Source organism: Hymenobacter baengnokdamensis (assembly GCF_008728635.1).
GTDB classification, from domain to species: Bacteria; Bacteroidota; Bacteroidia; order Cytophagales; family Hymenobacteraceae; genus Hymenobacter; species Hymenobacter baengnokdamensis.
Genome location: NZ_CP044285.1, coordinates 253,347 through 270,118, shown reverse-complemented (window position 1 = coordinate 270,118; position 16,772 = coordinate 253,347). Strand labels below are relative to the sequence as shown.

At 60.2% G+C, this 16,772-nt stretch carries 12 protein-coding genes; 5 read left to right on the top strand and 7 right to left on the bottom strand.

The window, feature by feature from the left end:
• Window positions 1–153 precede the first annotated feature (153 nt).
• The gene (locus tag F6X24_RS01030) at window positions 154–3,873 is read right to left on the bottom strand and encodes a PKD domain-containing protein (RefSeq protein WP_191906404.1); all 3,720 of its coding nucleotides are present in this window, start codon (window positions 3,871–3,873) and stop codon (window positions 154–156) included.
• A 282-nt stretch (window positions 3,874–4,155) separates the two neighbouring features.
• On the opposite strand from F6X24_RS01030, the gene F6X24_RS01025 reads away from it, so the two are divergent.
• On the top strand, window positions 4,156–4,578 hold the full coding sequence (locus tag F6X24_RS01025) for a BrxA/BrxB family bacilliredoxin (protein ID WP_151085858.1): 423 nt from the start codon (window positions 4,156–4,158) through the stop codon (window positions 4,576–4,578).
• 75 nt (window positions 4,579–4,653) lie between these two features.
• On the opposite strand, the gene F6X24_RS01020 is transcribed toward F6X24_RS01025, so the two are convergent.
• Window positions 4,654–5,052: a GxxExxY protein gene (locus tag F6X24_RS01020; protein ID WP_151085857.1), complete on the bottom strand. Its 399-nt coding sequence runs from the start codon at window positions 5,050–5,052 to the stop codon at window positions 4,654–4,656.
• Window positions 5,053–5,152: 100 nt separating this feature from the next.
• Window positions 5,153–7,363 (bottom strand): DNA helicase RecQ, encoded by a 2,211-nt coding sequence (recQ, locus tag F6X24_RS01015; protein ID WP_229725272.1) that lies wholly within the window; start codon window positions 7,361–7,363, stop codon window positions 5,153–5,155.
• Between the two features lie 212 nt (window positions 7,364–7,575).
• Between recQ and F6X24_RS01010 the strand changes: the two genes are divergently transcribed.
• From F6X24_RS01010 to F6X24_RS01000, 3 genes are all read left to right on the top strand, one after another.
• A complete protein-coding gene (locus F6X24_RS01010) occupies window positions 7,576–8,586 on the top strand; it encodes a KpsF/GutQ family sugar-phosphate isomerase (RefSeq protein WP_394349935.1) in 1,011 nt (336 codons plus the stop codon).
• A 123-nt stretch (window positions 8,587–8,709) separates the two neighbouring features.
• Window positions 8,710–9,522, top strand: a complete 813-nt coding sequence (locus F6X24_RS01005) for a dolichyl-phosphate beta-glucosyltransferase (protein WP_191906403.1) — start codon at window positions 8,710–8,712, stop codon at window positions 9,520–9,522.
• Between the two features lie 57 nt (window positions 9,523–9,579).
• The gene (locus F6X24_RS01000) at window positions 9,580–10,668 is read left to right on the top strand and encodes a mannose-1-phosphate guanylyltransferase (protein ID WP_151085855.1); all 1,089 of its coding nucleotides are present in this window, start codon (window positions 9,580–9,582) and stop codon (window positions 10,666–10,668) included.
• A gap of 133 nt (window positions 10,669–10,801) precedes the next feature.
• On the opposite strand, the gene F6X24_RS00995 is transcribed toward F6X24_RS01000, so the two are convergent.
• From F6X24_RS00995 to F6X24_RS00985, 3 genes are read right to left on the bottom strand one after another with little or no spacing between them, the layout of a single operon-like run.
• Window positions 10,802–11,155: a hypothetical protein gene (locus F6X24_RS00995; RefSeq protein ID WP_151085854.1), complete on the bottom strand. Its 354-nt coding sequence runs from the start codon at window positions 11,153–11,155 to the stop codon at window positions 10,802–10,804.
• Between the two features lie 14 nt (window positions 11,156–11,169).
• Complete coding sequence (gene rlmB / locus F6X24_RS00990) at window positions 11,170–12,201, bottom strand: 23S rRNA (guanosine(2251)-2'-O)-methyltransferase RlmB (RefSeq protein WP_151085853.1); 1,032 nt, start codon at window positions 12,199–12,201, stop codon at window positions 11,170–11,172.
• Complete coding sequence (locus F6X24_RS00985; RefSeq protein WP_191906402.1) at window positions 12,174–13,466, bottom strand: GWxTD domain-containing protein; 1,293 nt, start codon at window positions 13,464–13,466, stop codon at window positions 12,174–12,176. Before F6X24_RS00985 ends, rlmB begins: the two co-directional genes overlap by 28 nt.
• 7 nt (window positions 13,467–13,473) lie before the next feature.
• Here F6X24_RS00985 and F6X24_RS00980 point away from each other — a divergent pair, with 7 nt between their 5' ends.
• Complete coding sequence (locus tag F6X24_RS00980; RefSeq protein WP_151085851.1) at window positions 13,474–13,764, top strand: DUF4834 family protein; 291 nt, start codon at window positions 13,474–13,476, stop codon at window positions 13,762–13,764.
• A 261-nt stretch (window positions 13,765–14,025) separates the two neighbouring features.
• Here F6X24_RS00980 and F6X24_RS00975 read toward each other — a convergent pair whose 3' ends face one another.
• Window positions 14,026–16,695, bottom strand: a complete 2,670-nt coding sequence (locus F6X24_RS00975) for a DUF5686 and carboxypeptidase regulatory-like domain-containing protein (RefSeq protein ID WP_151085850.1) — start codon at window positions 16,693–16,695, stop codon at window positions 14,026–14,028.
• Window positions 16,696–16,772 lie beyond the last annotated feature (77 nt).

Genomic DNA, 16,772 nt, shown 5'->3' with positions numbered 1-16,772 from the left:
ACCAGCCTCTGACAGCTTTCGGGCGGCCTTTTGGTTAACCTGGGGATGTTACTCGGTCAGTAAGGGGATTTTGCCCGCCGACGTGCGGCCGGGGCCAAAAGCAAAGGGCCGGGCTACTGCCCGGCCCTTGCCAAAAGCGGTTGAGCCAGCCTGCTACTCAAACACGAGGCGCCGCGCGGCCGGGGTGCCGCCAGCCGGAGTATACAGCAGGTTGTAAAGGCCCGGTGCCAGGCCAGGGCGCAGGGTGCGCTCGAGTACGGCTCCGCTTTGCTGCACCTGCTCCTGCCACACTACGCGGCCCAGGTCATCGACCAGGCGCAGGCCTACGCTGCCGGTAAAGGCGGGCAGGCGTACGGTAAGCGTACCGCCCTGGGGCGTGGGGTTGGGCCAGGCTTCGAGGCCTACGACGCTGGCCGCCGAAGTCAGGCTGAGTAGGTTATTGCCAACCAGTACATTATCGAGGTAGAGGTACTGGCCGTAGCCGTTGCGCCCCACAAAGCGGATAACCACCGACTTACCAGCGTAGGGAGTCAGGTCGACGCGCTCCTGCCGCCATTCGGCCCCCGAAGCGGGCAGGAAGATAGTCTGGTCTTTGGGCGACGTAGTAGGCAGCGTCCCCGCCGCGCCTTTGGCGTATGGCTTACCCAGAATGGCCCCGGAGCAGGCATCCGCAATCTGCACGCTCAGCGAGTCGAGCTGCTGGTTGCTCACTTTGCCGTAAGCCACATCGAAGAGCAGGTTAGGGCTGGCGCCAGTCAGGCTCAGGGCCGGCGAGTACACGGCATCGTGCTCGCCCACATTCGAGTCGAACCAGAACGGCGCCCGCAGGGCGCGGGTCGGCTGGTTGTTGCGCCCGATAATATTGTCGGCCAGCGTCCAGGTCACGCCGTGGTCGGGGTTAACGATGGACCAGCCCGGCGGCAGCGTCTGGGTATTGGGCGTATTGTCGAACGTTTCGGCCAGCGGCAGGAGGCGGCCACCCACCGCCACCAGAATAGTGGTGGTAGTGCTGCCATACGCATTGCTCACGGTGAGCGTAGCCGTGTAGTTGCCCGCCGTGGCGTAGGTTACTGTGCCGGGGCTGGCAGCAGTCGAAGTGGCCGGCGTGCCGCCCGGAAAGCTCCAGCTATAGGTACCGGGGCAGTAGGCGGCCGTGCTGCTGAACGTAACGCTGCCGCCGGCACAAATGCTGGCATTGGTGGTCGTGACGGTGGCCTGCGGGGCGCGGCCGTAGATAAACACATAGCCCGTGTCGGTACGGGCTGTGGTGCCATTGGCGTTCATTACGCTCAGCACCACCGGGTAGTGGCCGGGCGTGTTGTAAACTACTGCTGGGTTGGGCAAGGTGGAAGCGGCCGGTGTGCCACCGGCAAAAGTCCAGGCGTAGGTAGTGGGCTTAAACAGCGAAGAGTCAGCATACTGCACCGTCAGGCCCGGGCAGCCGATAGTAGGCTGGCTGGAGTGATAAAGCGCCACCGGCGCGGGGCTCAGGCCCGTAACGGCGATGTCGTCAAATACCCGCCCGGCCTGGGAAGTGGTGTTGCTGCCCGTGGCGGCGCCCGCTCCGTACTGCTGAAACTTCAGGCGCACATCATTGCCCAGCGTAACGCCCAGCGTAGTGGCCAGCTGCGTCAGGTTTACCGATTTGGTCTGGTAAGTGGTAGTTGCGTTGGTGCCGGTGAGGTCAAATACCCGGTACCAGGTAGTGCCGCCATCTACGCTCAGCGCCACGCCGTCGGAACTGCTGGAGCCGGTAAACTGCGTCGGCATTAGCTCATCGGTTTCGGCAGCCAGCTTACGCTCTCTAAAAGTCAGCAGCGCATTGCTGGCCGTTACGCCGTTGAAATACCATACTGCCTCATTCAGGGCGCGGTTGCTAATGCCGGGGTACGAATCGAGCAGCAAATGGTGAACGCCGGAGGCCGGGTTGAGGGTCGTGATTACCTGCACCCGGCCCGCCCGCGTGCTGTTCACAGTCCAGCTGGTAGGCAGTGCGCCTTTTTCCATGTCTTCTACCGCCGGCGGCGTAGTAGCCGCAACGGGCCCATAAATCGCCGTAAAGGCATCAACCAGGCCTGGCCCCGTGAGCGGGTCGGTGGTCGTGGCGCCAATCAGGCGGGCCGTTGAGGCCATCCGGGTGTACACCTGGGCCGGCGTTAGCGTGGGCTCCGACTGCCGCAGCAGCGCGGCCACGGCGGCCGCGTGCGGGGCTGCCGCCGAAGTGCCGAAAAAATTGGGGAAGCCATCGCCTTCGTAGTCGTTGGCACTGGTCCCAAACGAGGAGGTGTTGACGCCATCAATAGCCGCCAGGTTGGGCTTTTGGCGCACTTCGGGGGTAATAAGGGGCGTGCCGTCGGGCGCAAACAGGAAGGTTGGTGTTCCTTTCGACGTAAAGCTTTCGGGTGCGCGGGGGTTGTCGTAGCGCACGGCCGCTACCGATATGGCCGCCGCCGCCGCCGTGTGCCCGACAATGGTGCCGCTGTTGGTTTGCCATTCGGTGGGGCCTACCACGGTGGGGGAGAGGCCGTTCAGCTCGTTTACATATTTGATGCGCGTCGGATTGGCCGTGCCTGCCCGACGACGAATTACGAGGTCAAACGCCGTGGTATGAGTTTGGGTGGTGTCGTTATGAAAACCAATATATTCGGCCGGGTATTCCAGCTGGATATTGTTGTCGGTCGAGCTGGCCACTACAACGCCTTTAGCCGAAATCAGGAAAACATCCAGGTCGGTTTTAACGCCGTTAGCGGTATAAAACGGGTCCGACCATTGCAGCGGCAGCTGCAGGTCGTTGCCGTTCATCACTACGAAGCGCTGGGTGGTATCGGGAGTGCTGGTAGTGGAGAAATTCAGCTTGCCTACTCCTTTGGCATCGTTGATGAAAACAGGGGCCGTATTCTCATAGCTGTTGTTGGCATTGTTGCCCGCCGACGAGAAGTAGCTGACGCTCCGCTGACTTACTACCTGCGTAATAGCCTGCGCGATAACGCCATCCTGAAAAAACGGCTCGTTGAAGTAGCCTACATCATCTACTATCACCTGGCAGTTGCCCAGGGCCGGGTCGGCCAGCCGGATAATCTGGTTGGCAAAGTCTCCTTCACTCACATTAGCCGTACTGAACGCCAGCGGCGAGCCGGGGGCCAGGTCGTGCACAATCTGGCACATGGCGCGGCCTTCGTCGGTGGTGCCGTCGTCGAGCAGCACCTGCACGCCGGTGGCGGGCAGGTCGCCGGTGGCAATGTCAGTAGCGGCCCCGTTGAGCGAATTAAACGAGTCGCTGATAACTCCTACCCGCACGCCCTTGCCGTCGAGGTTGCGCGGCTGCAGCGCACGGGTGCGGGCTGCTTCCATCGTAACATCACCCTGGCTGGTAGTGGCCCCTACGCGCAGCAGGGGTCGGTAGCTGGGAATTACACCCAGCAGCCCCTGGGCCGAAAGCGCCGCGATGCCCTGGCTGCCGGGTGCCAGCTGGCTCACGGGCAGCAGGCCTTCCACAAAGTGCAGATTGGGAAAAGAGGCTAGCGTTACAAACCCCTTGCTGAGCAGGCTTGGCAGCAGCGCCGTTACATTCTGGGCCATGATGCGCACCAGTACCGAGGTGCCGCTCTTTCCAAAGCGCAGCTGCGGAAAGGTCTGGCTTGCCGCGCTGGCGGCCAGACTGCGATTGGCCAGTCCGACTTGATAGAGGCGCTGCAAATCGCCGCTCAGGCGCGAGCCAGCGTCGGTGCGCTGGGCGGTGATAGCCAGCGCCGCTACCTGCGGCTGCGTCGCTGCCTGACGCAGCGAGCCGGGCAGCGGGACGGGCTTCTGGGCTTGAGCAGAGTAGCTAAAGCCAGCGCAAACAGCCAGCGCGCAGATAACTGCCCGTGGCATCCGTGGAAGAAAGTTTGGAATCATTCAGGAAATAATAGATGAACTAATAATGAAAAAAAATCGAATTTATGGCTTCATAATGAGGCTACTAGCCGCCGTGAAGCAAGATAATAGCAAGCAGGCAATCGGGCTGTTGGGGCAGCAGCCGGGCTTGGCGCTTCCGAACCTTTTGCTAGCTACGGGGCTTGTACTGCATTAATGCGGCCAGGCCGTATTTTTGTAGTGGTGCAGGAAGCAGTTCTGCTTCTCTGCGCCTTCCTAGTAACTTTTCTGCTGTATAAAATGGCTGTTTACCCCGAATACATGGTCGCCCCCATCCGTCAGGACCTGGTAGAGGCAGGCTTTGAGCAACTGATGTCGCCCCAGGAAGTCGATGCGGCGCTGGCTGAAAAAGAGGGTACCGTGCTGGTAGCCGTTAATTCGGTATGCGGCTGCGCTGCCGCAAAGGCGCGCCCCGCCCTGAAGCTGGCCCTGGCCAGCGCCGACAAAAAGCCCGGCAAGCTGGTCACCGTTTTTGCCGGCATGGAAACCGACGCCGTAGCCAAAATGCGCGAGCACCTGCTGCCTTACCCGCCCTCGTCGCCTTGCATCGGTCTTTTCAAAGACGGCGAGCTGGTGCACATGATTGAGCGCTACCACATTGAAGGCTCTGACCTCATGCGCATTGTGAATAACCTGCAAGGCGCTTTTGAGGAGTATTGCTAGACCACGGATTAGCGCGGATTATAGCGGATTTCACGGATTTTGTGGACGGCTTCAACGGTGTTGAGGCCGTCTTTTTTATACCCTGGGCTGGCGGGTAGGATTATGGAGCAGACGTCGGAATCTAAGGCTGGCTTCACCAAAATTTATGAGGAGAGCTACTTCCAACCGATAAGCTTTCAGGTAGTTTATGGTTTGTGCATAGTGTGCATCAGACAATTCGCTCACGGCTTTTAATTCAACCAGTACCTGGCCCTCAATTAGAAAATCGGCGCGCCGGGCACCGATAGCGGTATCTTTATAAAAAACGGGTAACTGAATCTCTCCTTGAAAACTAACCCCTTCCTGCTTTAGCTCCACCGCTAGCCCGCGTTGATAAATCAACTCAGGAAAGCCGCTGCCAAGCTCACTATGTACCCGCATCGCACAGCCGATAACTCTTCTGGTAAGGTCGTGGAAACGGGTATCAAGTAGCATAAATACAAATGAAGCAAAATATAAAAAAAGACGGCCTCAACACCGTTGAAGCCGTCCACAAAATCCGTGAAATCCGCTATAATCCGCGCTAATCCGTGGTCTAGTTAGCCACTTCGCTTAGAAACTTAATGCGCATCAGCCTTACCTCTTCCTCGGTAAAGTCGTCCGGGCCCAACTCGTTCATTGCCAGGGCAATGTTGTCGGAGCTGGCCGACATAAAGTAGTCGAAAATCTCGTCCTGCTTATCCTCGTCTACCACATCCTGAATGTAATAGTCCAGGTTGAGGCGGGTGCCCGAGTAGCAGATATGCTCAATTTCTTCTACCAGGTCGGCCATCGAAATGCCCTGGCTGCGGGCAATACCCGCCAAATCCATCTTTTTATCTATCTGCTGAATAATATATATTTTCAGCTTTGAGCGGTTGACGGTGGACTTAATAATGACATCGGCCGCCGTTTCGATGTCGTTGTCTTCCACATACTTCTTGATGGCTGCCACGAAGGGCGCGCCAAACTTCTGCGCTTTGCCCTGGCCTACGCCCGAAATATGGGTTAGCTCGTGCAGGCTTTGCGGGTAGGTAGTAGCCATTTCCTTCAGGCTGGGGTCCTGAAAGAGCACGTAGGGCGGCAGGTTTTTCTGCTTGGCTACTTGCTTGCGCAGCTCCTTCAGCAGGGTAAACAGCGCCTCGTCGTGGCCGGCCGCCTGCTGCACCTTCTCCTCATCTTCCTCTTCCTGCTTCTCAGCCTCAAAATCGTGGTCTTTGGTCAGCGTGAACGGCTGCGGATTCTCAATAAAATCAATGCCTTTTTCGGTGATGCGAACCAGGCCGATAGAGTCGATGTCCTTTTCCAGCAGGCCGTTGAGCAGGCACTGGCGCAACACCGATTGCCAGTGCTGCATATCGCCGCTCAGCTCCTTGCCCTGGCCATACACCGGCAGGCCGCTGTGGCCGTAGCTTTCGATGTGCGGGTTGTTGAGCCCCAGCAACACCTGCGCCACGTGGTCCAGGCCAAAGCGCGCTTCGGTTTGGACCACGGCCCGCAGCGCCAGGCCTACGTGCCGGGTGCCGTCAAACTTCTCTTTCGGATGGCGGCAGTTGTCGCAAAAGCCGCAATCCTTGTCGAGGTGCTCGCCAAAATAATGCAGCAGCTGACGGCGGCGGCACACGGCGCTTTCCGAGTAGTTCGTCATTTCCAGCAGCAGCTGTCGGGCGTTGTCGCGCTCGGTTACGGGCTTGTCCTTGCTGAATTTTTCGAGCTTCAGAATGTCATCGTAGCTGTAAAACATCAGGCAGTTTCCCTCCAGGCCATCGCGGCCGCCGCGGCCGGTTTCCTGGTAGTAGCCCTCAATGCTTTTCGGCGCGTCGTAGTGAATAACGAAGCGCACGTCGGGCTTGTCGATGCCCATGCCGAAGGCAATAGTTGCCACAATCACGTCGCAGTCCTCATTCAGGAAGGCATCCTGATTGTTCATGCGGGTATGCGGGTCGAGGCCGGCGTGGTAGGGCAGGGCCCGCACGTCGTTGACGCGCAGCAGCTCGGCCACCTCTTCTACCTTCTTGCGACTCAGGCAGTAAATAATGCCGGCCTTGCCTTTGTGCGACTGCACGTACTGAATCAGCTGCTTCTTGGTGTTGCGCTTGGCACGTACCTCATAGTAGAGGTTGGTGCGGTTAAACGACGTTTTAAACACGCTCGCGTCGTCCATGTGCAGGTTTTTCTGGATATCGAGCTGCACCTTGGGCGTGGCCGTGGCCGTGAGGGCAATCAGCGGAATGCGCCCGCCCAGGTTGTCGATAATGCCCCGAATCTTGCGGTACTCGGGCCGAAAGTCGTGGCCCCACTCCGAGATGCAGTGCGCCTCATCGATAGCCACAAAGGAGATACTGGCTTTTTGCAGAAAGGCAATAGTGTCTTCTTTGGTCAGGCTCTCGGGCGCCACGTACAGCAGCCGTACTTCGCCCGAAATCACGTCTTTTCTGACGCGGTTCATCTCCGTCTTGGTCAGCGTAGAATTGTACACCTGCGCGTTTACCCCAAAGGCTGAGAGCTGGTCAACCTGATTTTTCATCAGGGCAATAAGCGGCGAGATAACAATGGCCGTTCCCGGCAGCACCAGCGCCGGCAGCTGGTAGCACAGGCTCTTGCCCGCCCCGGTGGGCATGATGACGAACGTATTGTTGCCAGCTAATATGTTCTGAATAACAGCCTCTTGCGTTCCCCTGAACTGGCCAAAGCCAAATACCTCCTTAAGCTTGGTTTTTAATTCAGCAGTCGCAATAACTGGTTCTTCAACGGCGGTCAGTGACATAGACTAGCAAAATAAGGCGAGGCGGAGCGCGTAGGTTATTAGCGAAGATAAGCAGGAAGTGAACTTTTCTTTTAAAATCGGCCATCGACACGTAACATTTCAGAAAAGTTCCGAACCAAGGCTGCCAAAGTCCTAAACCGCGGGGCGGTTCGGGCGCATTGCTTTGCGCGCTGTTGTGGCTCACGTCCCACTTATGCAGCGTATTTTTGGCCGTGCAACCGACTTCCACTCCTCCTGCCGCTACGACGGCCCCCGTTGATGTGCTGGCCGTGGCCCGTCAGGTGCTGCTTACCGAAGCCGATGCCCTGCGCGACGTTGCGCAGGCCGTGGGCGCTACGCCCGATTTTGCTGCCTGCGTGGCGGCGCTACTGGCTCTTCGGGGCCGCGTGGTCGTAACGGGCGTGGGCAAAAGCGCTCACATTGCCGGCAAGCTGGTGGCTACGCTCAACGGGACGGGCACGCCCGCCTTGTTTATGCACGCTGCCGATGCCATTCATGGTGACCTGGGCATGATTCAGGGCGAAGATTTTGTTATTGCCATCAGCAAAAGCGGCGACACGCCCGAAATAAAGGTGCTGGTGCCGCTGCTGCGCCGCAAAGGCGTGCCCCTGGCCGCGCTGGTAAGCAATGCCGACTCGTACTTAGCCAGGCAGGCCGATTTTGTGCTGCACGCGCCGGTGCGCCGCGAGGCCTGCCCCCACGACCTGGCCCCTACTACCAGCACCACGGCCGCCCTGGCCCTGGGTGATGCTCTGGCCGTGTGCCTGCTCGAAAGCCGGCAGTTTTCGGCCCAGGACTTTGCCCGCCTCCACCCCGGCGGCACGCTGGGCAAAAAGCTGTATCTGACGGTGGGCGACCTCAGCCGGCAGAACCAGCGCCCGCAGGTGGGCCTGGCCGCGTCGCTGCGCGAAGTGCTGCTCGAAATTTCGGGCAAGCGCCTGGGTGCCACCGCTGTGCTCGACGATGCCGGCCGCTTGGCCGGCATCATTACCGACGGCGACCTGCGCCGCATGCTGGGCCGCGGCCACCTGGCTGAGCTGGAAACCGTTGCCGCCCGCGATATTCTGACGCCTCACCCGGCCACCATCGAGATTACGGAGTTTGCCGCCGAGGCGCTAGCCCGCATGCAGGCCCGCAATATCACGCAGCTGATAGTAACGGAAAACGGACAGTTTGCCGGGTTCATTCACTTGCACGACCTACTGCGAGAAGGTTTAGTGTAAGAAATTTATAAATTTAATTAATAGTATGTTTAAAAATTATACTATTAATTAAATTTATTTTAGCGTCGGTAGCAGCCTTTTCCTTTATATTTCCCATTCTTTTCACACTACTTGTGTTTCCGAGTGCAGCCTCCTCTGGTTTCTTTCCTCATCCCAGCCTATAATGAAAGTGTGCGGCTAGGCCACACGCTCAGGCAGGTACTGGGGTATCTGAATGCCCAGCCGTATGCCAGCGAGGTGCTGGTAGTAGATGACGGCTCGGCCGACGATACGGCCCAGGTAGCGGAAGCTTTTTTTGCTGACCATGCTGGCCGGGTAGCTACCCGTGTGCTTAGCTACCAGCCCAATCGGGGTAAGGGCTACGCTGTGCGCCAGGGCTTGCTGGCAGCGCAGGGGCAGGTGGCCGTGTTTTCGGATGCCGACCTCTCGACGCCCATTGAAGAATTGCCCAAGCTAGTAAATCCGCTCCTGGCAGGCACCTACGACGTCGTTTTTGGTTCGCGGGCGCTCGACCGCAGCCTTATCGGGGTGCATCAGCCCTGGCTGCGTGAGCAGAGCGGCCGGGCCTTCAACCTGGTAATGCGCCTGGCTACCGGCCTGCCTTACTGGGACACGCAATGTGGCTTCAAGGCTTTTCGGCTGGCCGTGTGCCGCCCCGTAGTGGAGGCCGCCGTGCTCGACCGCTTCGGGTTTGATGTGGAGCTGCTGTATCTGGCCTACCGCGCCGGCCTGCGCCTGCTTGAGCAGCCTGTGCGCTGGAATGACGCGGCCGGCAGCAAAGTAAGCTTTCTAAGCGGCCTCGGCGGCTTTAGCGAGCTGCGGCAGCTGCGCCGCCGGGCTGCCCGGGGCTACTACGACGAGGCGCTGCGCCTCACGCGAATAGCCGCTGCCAATGCGGCGCCACTGGCCTTATCCAGCCAACCGGCCGGAGGGTAAGCCGCGCCGCTGCCATCCTTTTGCACTTTACTCTTTCGCCCTCCCACCTATCGCCCCATGAATCATACTTATCTCGTCGTGATGGCGGGCGGAATCGGCAGTCGCTTCTGGCCGTTCAGCCGCACTCAGTACCCCAAGCAGTTTCATGATGTGCTGGGGGTAGGGCGCTCCATGCTACAGCTTACCGTGGACCGCTTTCGGGGTATCTGCCCACCCGAAAACGTATTTGTGGTTACCAATCGCGACTACATCGGGCTGGTGCACGAGCATTTGCCCGAGCTGCTGCCCAGCCAGATTCTGGGTGAGCCCATCGGCCGCAATACGGCTCCCTGCATTGCCTACGCCAGCTACTGCATTGCCCAGCGCGACCCGCAGGCTACGCTCATCATTTCTCCCGCCGACCATGCCGTGCTGCGCGAGGAAGAGTTCCGGCGACTGATTCGCGAAGCGGTGGAGGCGGCGCGCCAGCACGCGGTGCTTATTACGCTGGGTATTCAGCCCTCCCGGCCGGATACCGGGTATGGCTACATTCAATATATGGATGGATCTATGCATCGCCTGCCCGACAGCAATCTTTATAAGGTGAAAACATTCACTGAAAAGCCGAATGCTGACCTGGCCCGCATGTTTATCGATAGCGGCGACTTTCTATGGAATGCCGGCCTCTTTGTGTGGCGGGCCGATGTCATTATTGAGGCTTTTCACCAGTGCCTGAGCGACATTGCCGAAGTATTTGACGAGGGAAAAAGCCAGCTTGGCACGCCGCAGGAAGCCGCTTTTATCGACGAGGCTTACTCGCGCTGCCGCAACATCAGCATCGACTTCGGGGTGATGGAAAAAGCCGATAACGTGTACGTGCTGCCCGCCGATATCGGCTGGAGCGACCTCGGCACCTGGGACTCGCTGCACCAGGTGAGCCCCCACGATGCCCAGGGCAACGTAGTTGATGGCGAGGTGCTGCTCTATGATACCCGCGACTGTCTCATTAAAACACCCCACGAGCGCCTGGTGGTGGTGCAGGGCCTCGAAGGCTATATCGTGGCCGAGCACGACAACGTGCTGCTCATCTGCCAGCGCTCGGAGGAGCAGCGCGTGAAAGAGTTTGTGGCCGACGTGAAAGCCAAGAAGGGGGTAGGGTATAATTAGCGCCGGCCGTATAAAAAGAACCAGGGCTCCCGCGCATGGCAGGAGCCCCGGTTCTTTTATTTTCACTCCTCTGCCCCTGACTGCGGGAGGCGGCTTGTTTTTACGGCGCTCGGCTACTCTTATCAGGGGGGTGTTACCAATTTAGCCAACGCATAAAGTGGTTGAATTTTTCTATCCCTAGTTCCGCCGGATATTTCCGCTGCACCTCCGGCTCGGGCAGCTGCCCGAGAAGATACTTAAAAAGAAAAGCTTGCTGGCTGCGTTCATATGTGACTCGTACTACTTCGTGGTGTATGGCAAAGGGCGTGTACTTGCTAATGACCAACTCATCTAACGAGGTAACAGCAAAAACCCGTTGAGCCAATAAGGTGCCTTTAATATGCTGCACCAGCGCCAGCAATTCTTCCTGATGCCAACCTTGGCTATTTAAGGCAATGAAATGGCTTTCAACAGAATACCAAGACCTGGAGGAGATTAATTGACTCATCGTTATCAGAATAACTACCCCCGGCTTTTCGCCACCTCAAACAGCATGATGCCGGCGGCAACGCCCACGTTGAGGCTTTGAATCTGGCCGCTCATCGGGATGCGCAGGCGCTGGTCGCAGAGGCGCAGCAGTTCGGGCGAGATGCCGTCTTCCTCCGAGCCCATCACCACGGCAACGGGACCGCTAAGGGTGGCGGGCTCGGTGTGGCCGAGGTCGGCATCGGCCTTTTCGGTGCAGGCGATAACGGTAAGGCCGCTCTCCTTCAGAAAGTTGATGGTCTGGCGCAGGTCGGCCTCGCGGCATACGGGCAGGATGTTGAGCGCGCCGGCCGAGGTTTTTACGGCGTCGCCGTTGATTTGGGCCGCGCCGTGCGCGGGCACTACCAGCGCCTGCACGCCCATGCACTCGGCGGTGCGGGCAATGGCGCCAAAGTTGCGCACGTCGGTCACCCGGTCGAGCAGCAGCAGAAAGGGCACTTTCCCCTCCTCAAACAAGCCGGCCAGCAGCGAGTCGAGCGGGGCGAAGTCGATGGGCGACACAAATGCCACCGCGCCCTGGTGGTTTTTGCGGGTGAGGCCTTCGAGCTTTTCGAGCGGCACCAGCGACACGGGCACGTTGGCTTCGCGGGCCAGGGCCGAGATATCCTGCGTGAGAGAGTTTTTGGTGCCCCGCAGCAGGAAAATCTTGTCCAGCGTCCGGCCCGCATTCAGCGCTTCCAGAATGGGGCGCAGCCCGAAGAGCATGTCGATGCTACGGTCGGCAGCGGGGCGGGTAGTGTGCTCTTTATAAACGGGACTGCTGCCGCGCTCCTGGCCGCGACCTTCGGCCGGCCGGTTGGGCGTAACCTGCCGGCCGCGCTCATCATAAAACGGGCGCTGGGGGCGGGCTCTGCTGGCTCCGTCGTTGCTGCCGGTACGGCGGCGGTCGTCGCCGCCGGCCGGGCGGGCGGCCCGGCGCTCGTTGTTAGCAGGGCCTTCGCGAAAGCGGCGGGGCACGTAGTCGTCGCTGAACCCGTCGTTTAGCGGGCGGTCATCCTTGTTCTCCATTGTTCTACGGCCGCATACCAGAGCATTTCGTACTCGGGTCGGCGCACCAGTTCGTAGTTATCAGGCGCTAAGGTACTAGGGCGGGGCCGGAAGGTGAAGGCCACGGCCTCGCCCTGGCGGCCGGCCTGGTCATAGTGCCAGCGCTCTTCGCCGCTGGGCAGGCGGCGTACGCTTTGCGGCGGGCCCAGCACCACGTAGAGCAGGCCCCGGTCGGTAAGCCAGCCAGCTTTGTGCCCGGTAAATACTTCATTAGCAGTAGTTACGCGGCTGTAGTAGCGTCGTATCATTTCCCGGCCCCGCACCTGGTCGCCGCCCGCTGCGTCGAGCCAAAAGCGGTCAATTGCCCGCTTGGGGTCAGCCGCTTTCAGCAAGGCCTGGCGCTCGGCGGCTGTGGTAAGATAAAGCAGGGGCTCAATAACCTCGGGGGCAGTACTTTGGCCGGGAAAGCTGGCTGGCACTACCAGCAATGGCACCGTATGCCTGGGCTCGCCGCCCGCGCCACCAACTTTCAGCGCGTATAAGCCTTGCGAAGGAAGGCGCAGCAGACTACCCGCCGGCACGGGTGCCGCCGACGAATCGATAATACCCAGCGTGCGCGGGGCCGCGGCCTGGCTCCGCGGGTCGGTAAAGGGTGGCAGGGCCGGCGTGCCGGTGGGGTAGCGTCGCCAGCGCACGGGCTGCACCGGCCCATACGTGGCTACTGCGACCCCTTCGCCGGCATTCAGATAAGGCCGGTCGAGCACCAGCCCGGTCGAGTCGAGCAGTACGAAGGGCCGGCTCAGCAGCTCGGGCGTGAGGCGTAGCCAGGCGGTAGTGGCCGCGTCCTGGTCAGGGCTGGGCGGCTGGTTGGTGAGCGAGGGCTTCTCGAGGCTTACTTGCAGCACGGTGCCGGCCGGGAGGAGGGCAGCGCCCACCGCTGCCGTAAGCACCTGCACCGGAGCGGCCGGGTTGCTGCCGGGGTAGGGGCGGGCGGCGCGTATTTCCTGCCACAGTGGCTGCTTGGCCTCGTAAGTGGCCCAGCTAGTGAGGCGCAGCCTGGTGGCCGCGGAACCCGGGGTGGGGGCTGGGCGGTTTAGAAAAATACGCAGGCTATCGCCCTCGCGGCGCACTACGGGCCGCAGCCGGTCGGGTGCCGGGCGGTATAGCCCGGCAAAGTCGGGCGTAGCCAGCCAATGGGGGCTGGCGGCCAGGCTGGTGAGGCCCGCCAGTAGCAGCGCCACCCAGAACCTGGGCCCGGTCTTGTCGTAAATTGCCTTTCTTTTCAAACTGCTCATGGCTTTCACGCTTTCGCTACTGCTGTTTTTTTTACTTGTACGGTTTGTGCTGCCTCAGGTGCTGCGGGCAGTGCTGGGCAGCTTTGTGCGGCAGCAGGTGCATAAGGCGCAGCAGGGTGGGTTTTATGCGCCGCCCGGCGCTGGCCCGGGTGGCCGCCAGGCACCGCCGCAAGAGCCCGCTACCAGGCCCGGCCAGGTGCGCGTCGAGTACGTGCCGCCCACCGCGACTGGTGAGCGCAAGCACGAATTTCGCGGCGGCGAGTATGTGGATTATGAAGAGGTAAAGTAAGAGGTGTGCTGGCGGCGCACCTCGCCCCTGACTTCCCTCTGAAAAGAAGGTGGAGCGCCCGCTAACTGATTTTGCATAATTCCTGGCTTGAGAAATGGCGCCGGTAATGCCTGCCGTGGCTTCGACGAATTTCTATGCTTTGCCGGCAGCCGCGGAGCTGAGGCTATAGAAGCAATCTGCTCAAACAGGCAGCTGCCAGAGCTAGCCGAAAATCGTCCACAAAATCCGTGAAATCCGGTAAAATCCGCGCCAATCAGTGGTCTAGAAACCCAGCCCGATTCTTACCCCTGTGCCCACGCGCTGCCCGCTTTGCAGGCCGGTATAAAAGTCGACGCGCACTACTTTAAAAATGTGCTCCACGCCCGCGCCCAGCTCTACATACTGTCCAATCTGAGCAGTATGCAAGTAGTTGAACGACAACACTTCCTGCCATTTCAGCGCACGCAGCAGCGGAATCTTATTGAAGATAAAGCCATTAAAATGGTGGTTGAAATGCCCTTCGAAGTAGCTGGCGCGGGTGCTGTACTGGTAGTAGTCGAGCAGTTGAAACTCGTTGAAGTTAGCCGCCAGCAGGGTGCGGTTGCCCGAAAAATGGCGATAGTCGGCAAACGTCATTCCTTCCTGCTTGCCCACAAAGCCGCCCACTACGGCTTGTACCGAGGAGGTGCCCAGCAGCCCGAACTGCATAGCGTGGCGCACCGAGGCTTGCAGCAGCAGGTAGCGCACGTCGGCTCCCAGCACGTGCGGCACGGCCAGCCGGCCCTGCACGTTGAAGGTCGGCCACTTCGAGCCCAGGTTGAACTTGCCATCGGGCCGGGTGATGTAGCGCTGGCCGGGCTTGTAGCTGAGGCTCAGGCCCAGCGTAGCGGCCTGGCTGCTGCCAAAGCCGGTGCCCTGCGGTGCTTCCTCGGCCACGGGCTGGTTGGGGGTGAAGGCGCGGCCCGGCACGTCGTGCCAGAGGTAGTCGGCGGTATTTACCAGCTCCACCCGGTTGAAGTAGCTGGCCGCACCGCGCACCGTGAGGCCATTCACCGGCTCCCAGAAGTAGCTTAGCTCGGCCCCATCGCGCCGGTAGAGCTTGGCGTAGTTGCGGTTGGCATAAAGCGAATACGTGGTGTTGATAAACGGCGTGAGCTGCGAGTTGCGGTCGAAGTTCTCGACGGTGCGGCCCGCCACCAGGCCTAGCTGGCGCAGCTTCACCGGGTCGAGCTGCCAGTTTGCGGTGAGGCTGGGCTGCAGCTGCTTGTTGCTGAAGCCGTAGCGCAAAGTAGGCGTCAGGTTCACGAAGCGGCGGTCGTCGGTGCGCTGGGTGTAGGTGGCCTGGGCGTTCAGCACGTAGCCCTCTACCGTGTTGTATTGCAGCTCGTTGAAGATGGGGGCTACCACGAAGCTGCGCTTGGCGAAGCTATTGCTGTAGGTGTAGCCCGTGAGCAGCAGCTTGCCGGGGCTGAGGGCATTGCGCTTGCGGTCGAGGGAGTCCTGGTAGGGGCGCGACTTGCGCACCACCTCGCTGCTGTCCTTTTTGTGATAGTCAAGCTTTTCTTCTTCTGTGAGGGGCACCGGGCGCGCCTGGCTCCAGTAGGTGGTATCGCGCTCGTTCACGCCTTTTTCGATGAGCTGCACCTCGCCTTTTTTCATGCGGGCAATGGGGTCGTGGCGCAGTGAGTCGCGCCGGGCCTGCTGCACCTGGCGGCGCACCTGCCGGTTGAGGCCCGCCAAGTTGGGCTTTTCGCGCCGAATCTGGCGCGTCAGTTCCTTGGTGGTGACGGGCGCTATGGCCGGCGGCGTACCGGGCGGGCTGCCGGGCGCCGGCACCAGGGGCCGGGCCTCGGGGGGCGCGGGGTAAGTGGGCACTACGTGGTTGTAGTTGGAAAAAACGGCCGTGACGTAGCCCGTGCCTTTAAAGCCGAAGGCCGAAAAATCGACGGCCAGCTTCTGCGACTGAATAACCCAGGCGTGCGGCGCACCCGGCGCGGGGGCAAACAGCTGCTCGATGTGCAGGTCGTCGACGTAATCGAGCTGGGCATCTTTGGTGAGGCGCAGGTCTACAGAATGCAGCCTCCATGAGCCATCTACTATATAGATAAAACCCGCAAAAACCGGGTCGGAGCGGCGGCGCGGGATAACGCGGATTTTATGCACCAGCTCGCCGTTTTGCTGGGTGCTGCCCACCAGCTCGTACTGGTAAAAGAGCAGGGCATTGGCGGCAATCGGCGACACGAAGCCGCGCTCCGAAAAGCCCGATTTTACCAGGTTATTATAAAAGCTGAGGCCGCGCCCGGCGCTGGCGCGGTTGAAGCTGATGCCGTGCGAGTCGCCGCTGACCCGGCTCGACAGCATGTGCTCTTTTACCACATCGGGCTGCGTAAAAGCAATGTCCGACAAGCTTTCGGATAAATAAAAAATGCCGGGCTTAACATCGGGGCCAACTTTTATAAGCCCAAAAATCTTGCTGGGCGTTTCGCTAAGGCGGCCCAGGCTTTTGATGTAGATGCGGGCCCGGAAGGCGGCTACCTCGCGCTGGTGGTAGGCCCGCCACTGCTGCGCGTGCTGAATAATGGCGTAAGCCGGGTCGCGGTCGGAGCCGCGCACTGTCACCTCCGTCAGGCTGTACGACTCCGGAACCAGCGTTATATTAAAGGTCAGGGTAGAGTCATTGGTGGGCACGCGCACGGTTTCGGTGCGGGGGCGGTAGCCTACATACTGAAAAACAAGCTGGTAAGAGCCCGCCGCGAGCCGTAGCTGGTACTGGCCCTGCTCATTGGAGCCCGTGCTGGTGGCTGAGCCGCGCACGGCCACGTTGGCAAAAGGCAGGCCCGCGCCGTCGGGGCCGCTGACCTTGCCCCTGATGATGCCCGCATGAGCCGCGCCGACCAGCAATAGCCAGCCGATGAGCGATAAGTAAAAACGCATCCGAGTAGCGATAGCCATAAGCAAATACCCTTCTAAAGCAGCCGGCAAGATAGGGCCCTCCGCTCAGGTAGAGGCCCACCAGCAGGGCAGCGATT

Coding starts and splice junctions, on each gene's coding strand:
- F6X24_RS01025 (WP_151085858.1), top strand. CDS start 4,156: ATGGCTGTTTACCCCGAATACATGGTCGCCCCCATCCGTCAGGACCTG.
- recQ (WP_229725272.1), bottom strand. CDS start 7,363: ATGTCACTGACCGCCGTTGAAGAACCAGTTATTGCGACTGCTGAATTA.
- F6X24_RS01020 (WP_151085857.1), bottom strand. CDS start 5,052: ATGCTACTTGATACCCGTTTCCACGACCTTACCAGAAGAGTTATCGGC.
- F6X24_RS00980 (WP_151085851.1), top strand. CDS start 13,474: ATGGCTTTCACGCTTTCGCTACTGCTGTTTTTTTTACTTGTACGGTTT.
- F6X24_RS00995 (WP_151085854.1), bottom strand. CDS start 11,155: ATGAGTCAATTAATCTCCTCCAGGTCTTGGTATTCTGTTGAAAGCCAT.
- F6X24_RS00975 (WP_151085850.1), bottom strand. CDS start 16,695: ATGGCTATCGCTACTCGGATGCGTTTTTACTTATCGCTCATCGGCTGG.
- rlmB (WP_151085853.1), bottom strand. CDS start 12,201: ATGGAGAACAAGGATGACCGCCCGCTAAACGACGGGTTCAGCGACGAC.
- F6X24_RS01030 (WP_191906404.1), bottom strand. CDS start 3,873: ATGCCACGGGCAGTTATCTGCGCGCTGGCTGTTTGCGCTGGCTTTAGC.
- F6X24_RS01000 (WP_151085855.1), top strand. CDS start 9,580: ATGAATCATACTTATCTCGTCGTGATGGCGGGCGGAATCGGCAGTCGC.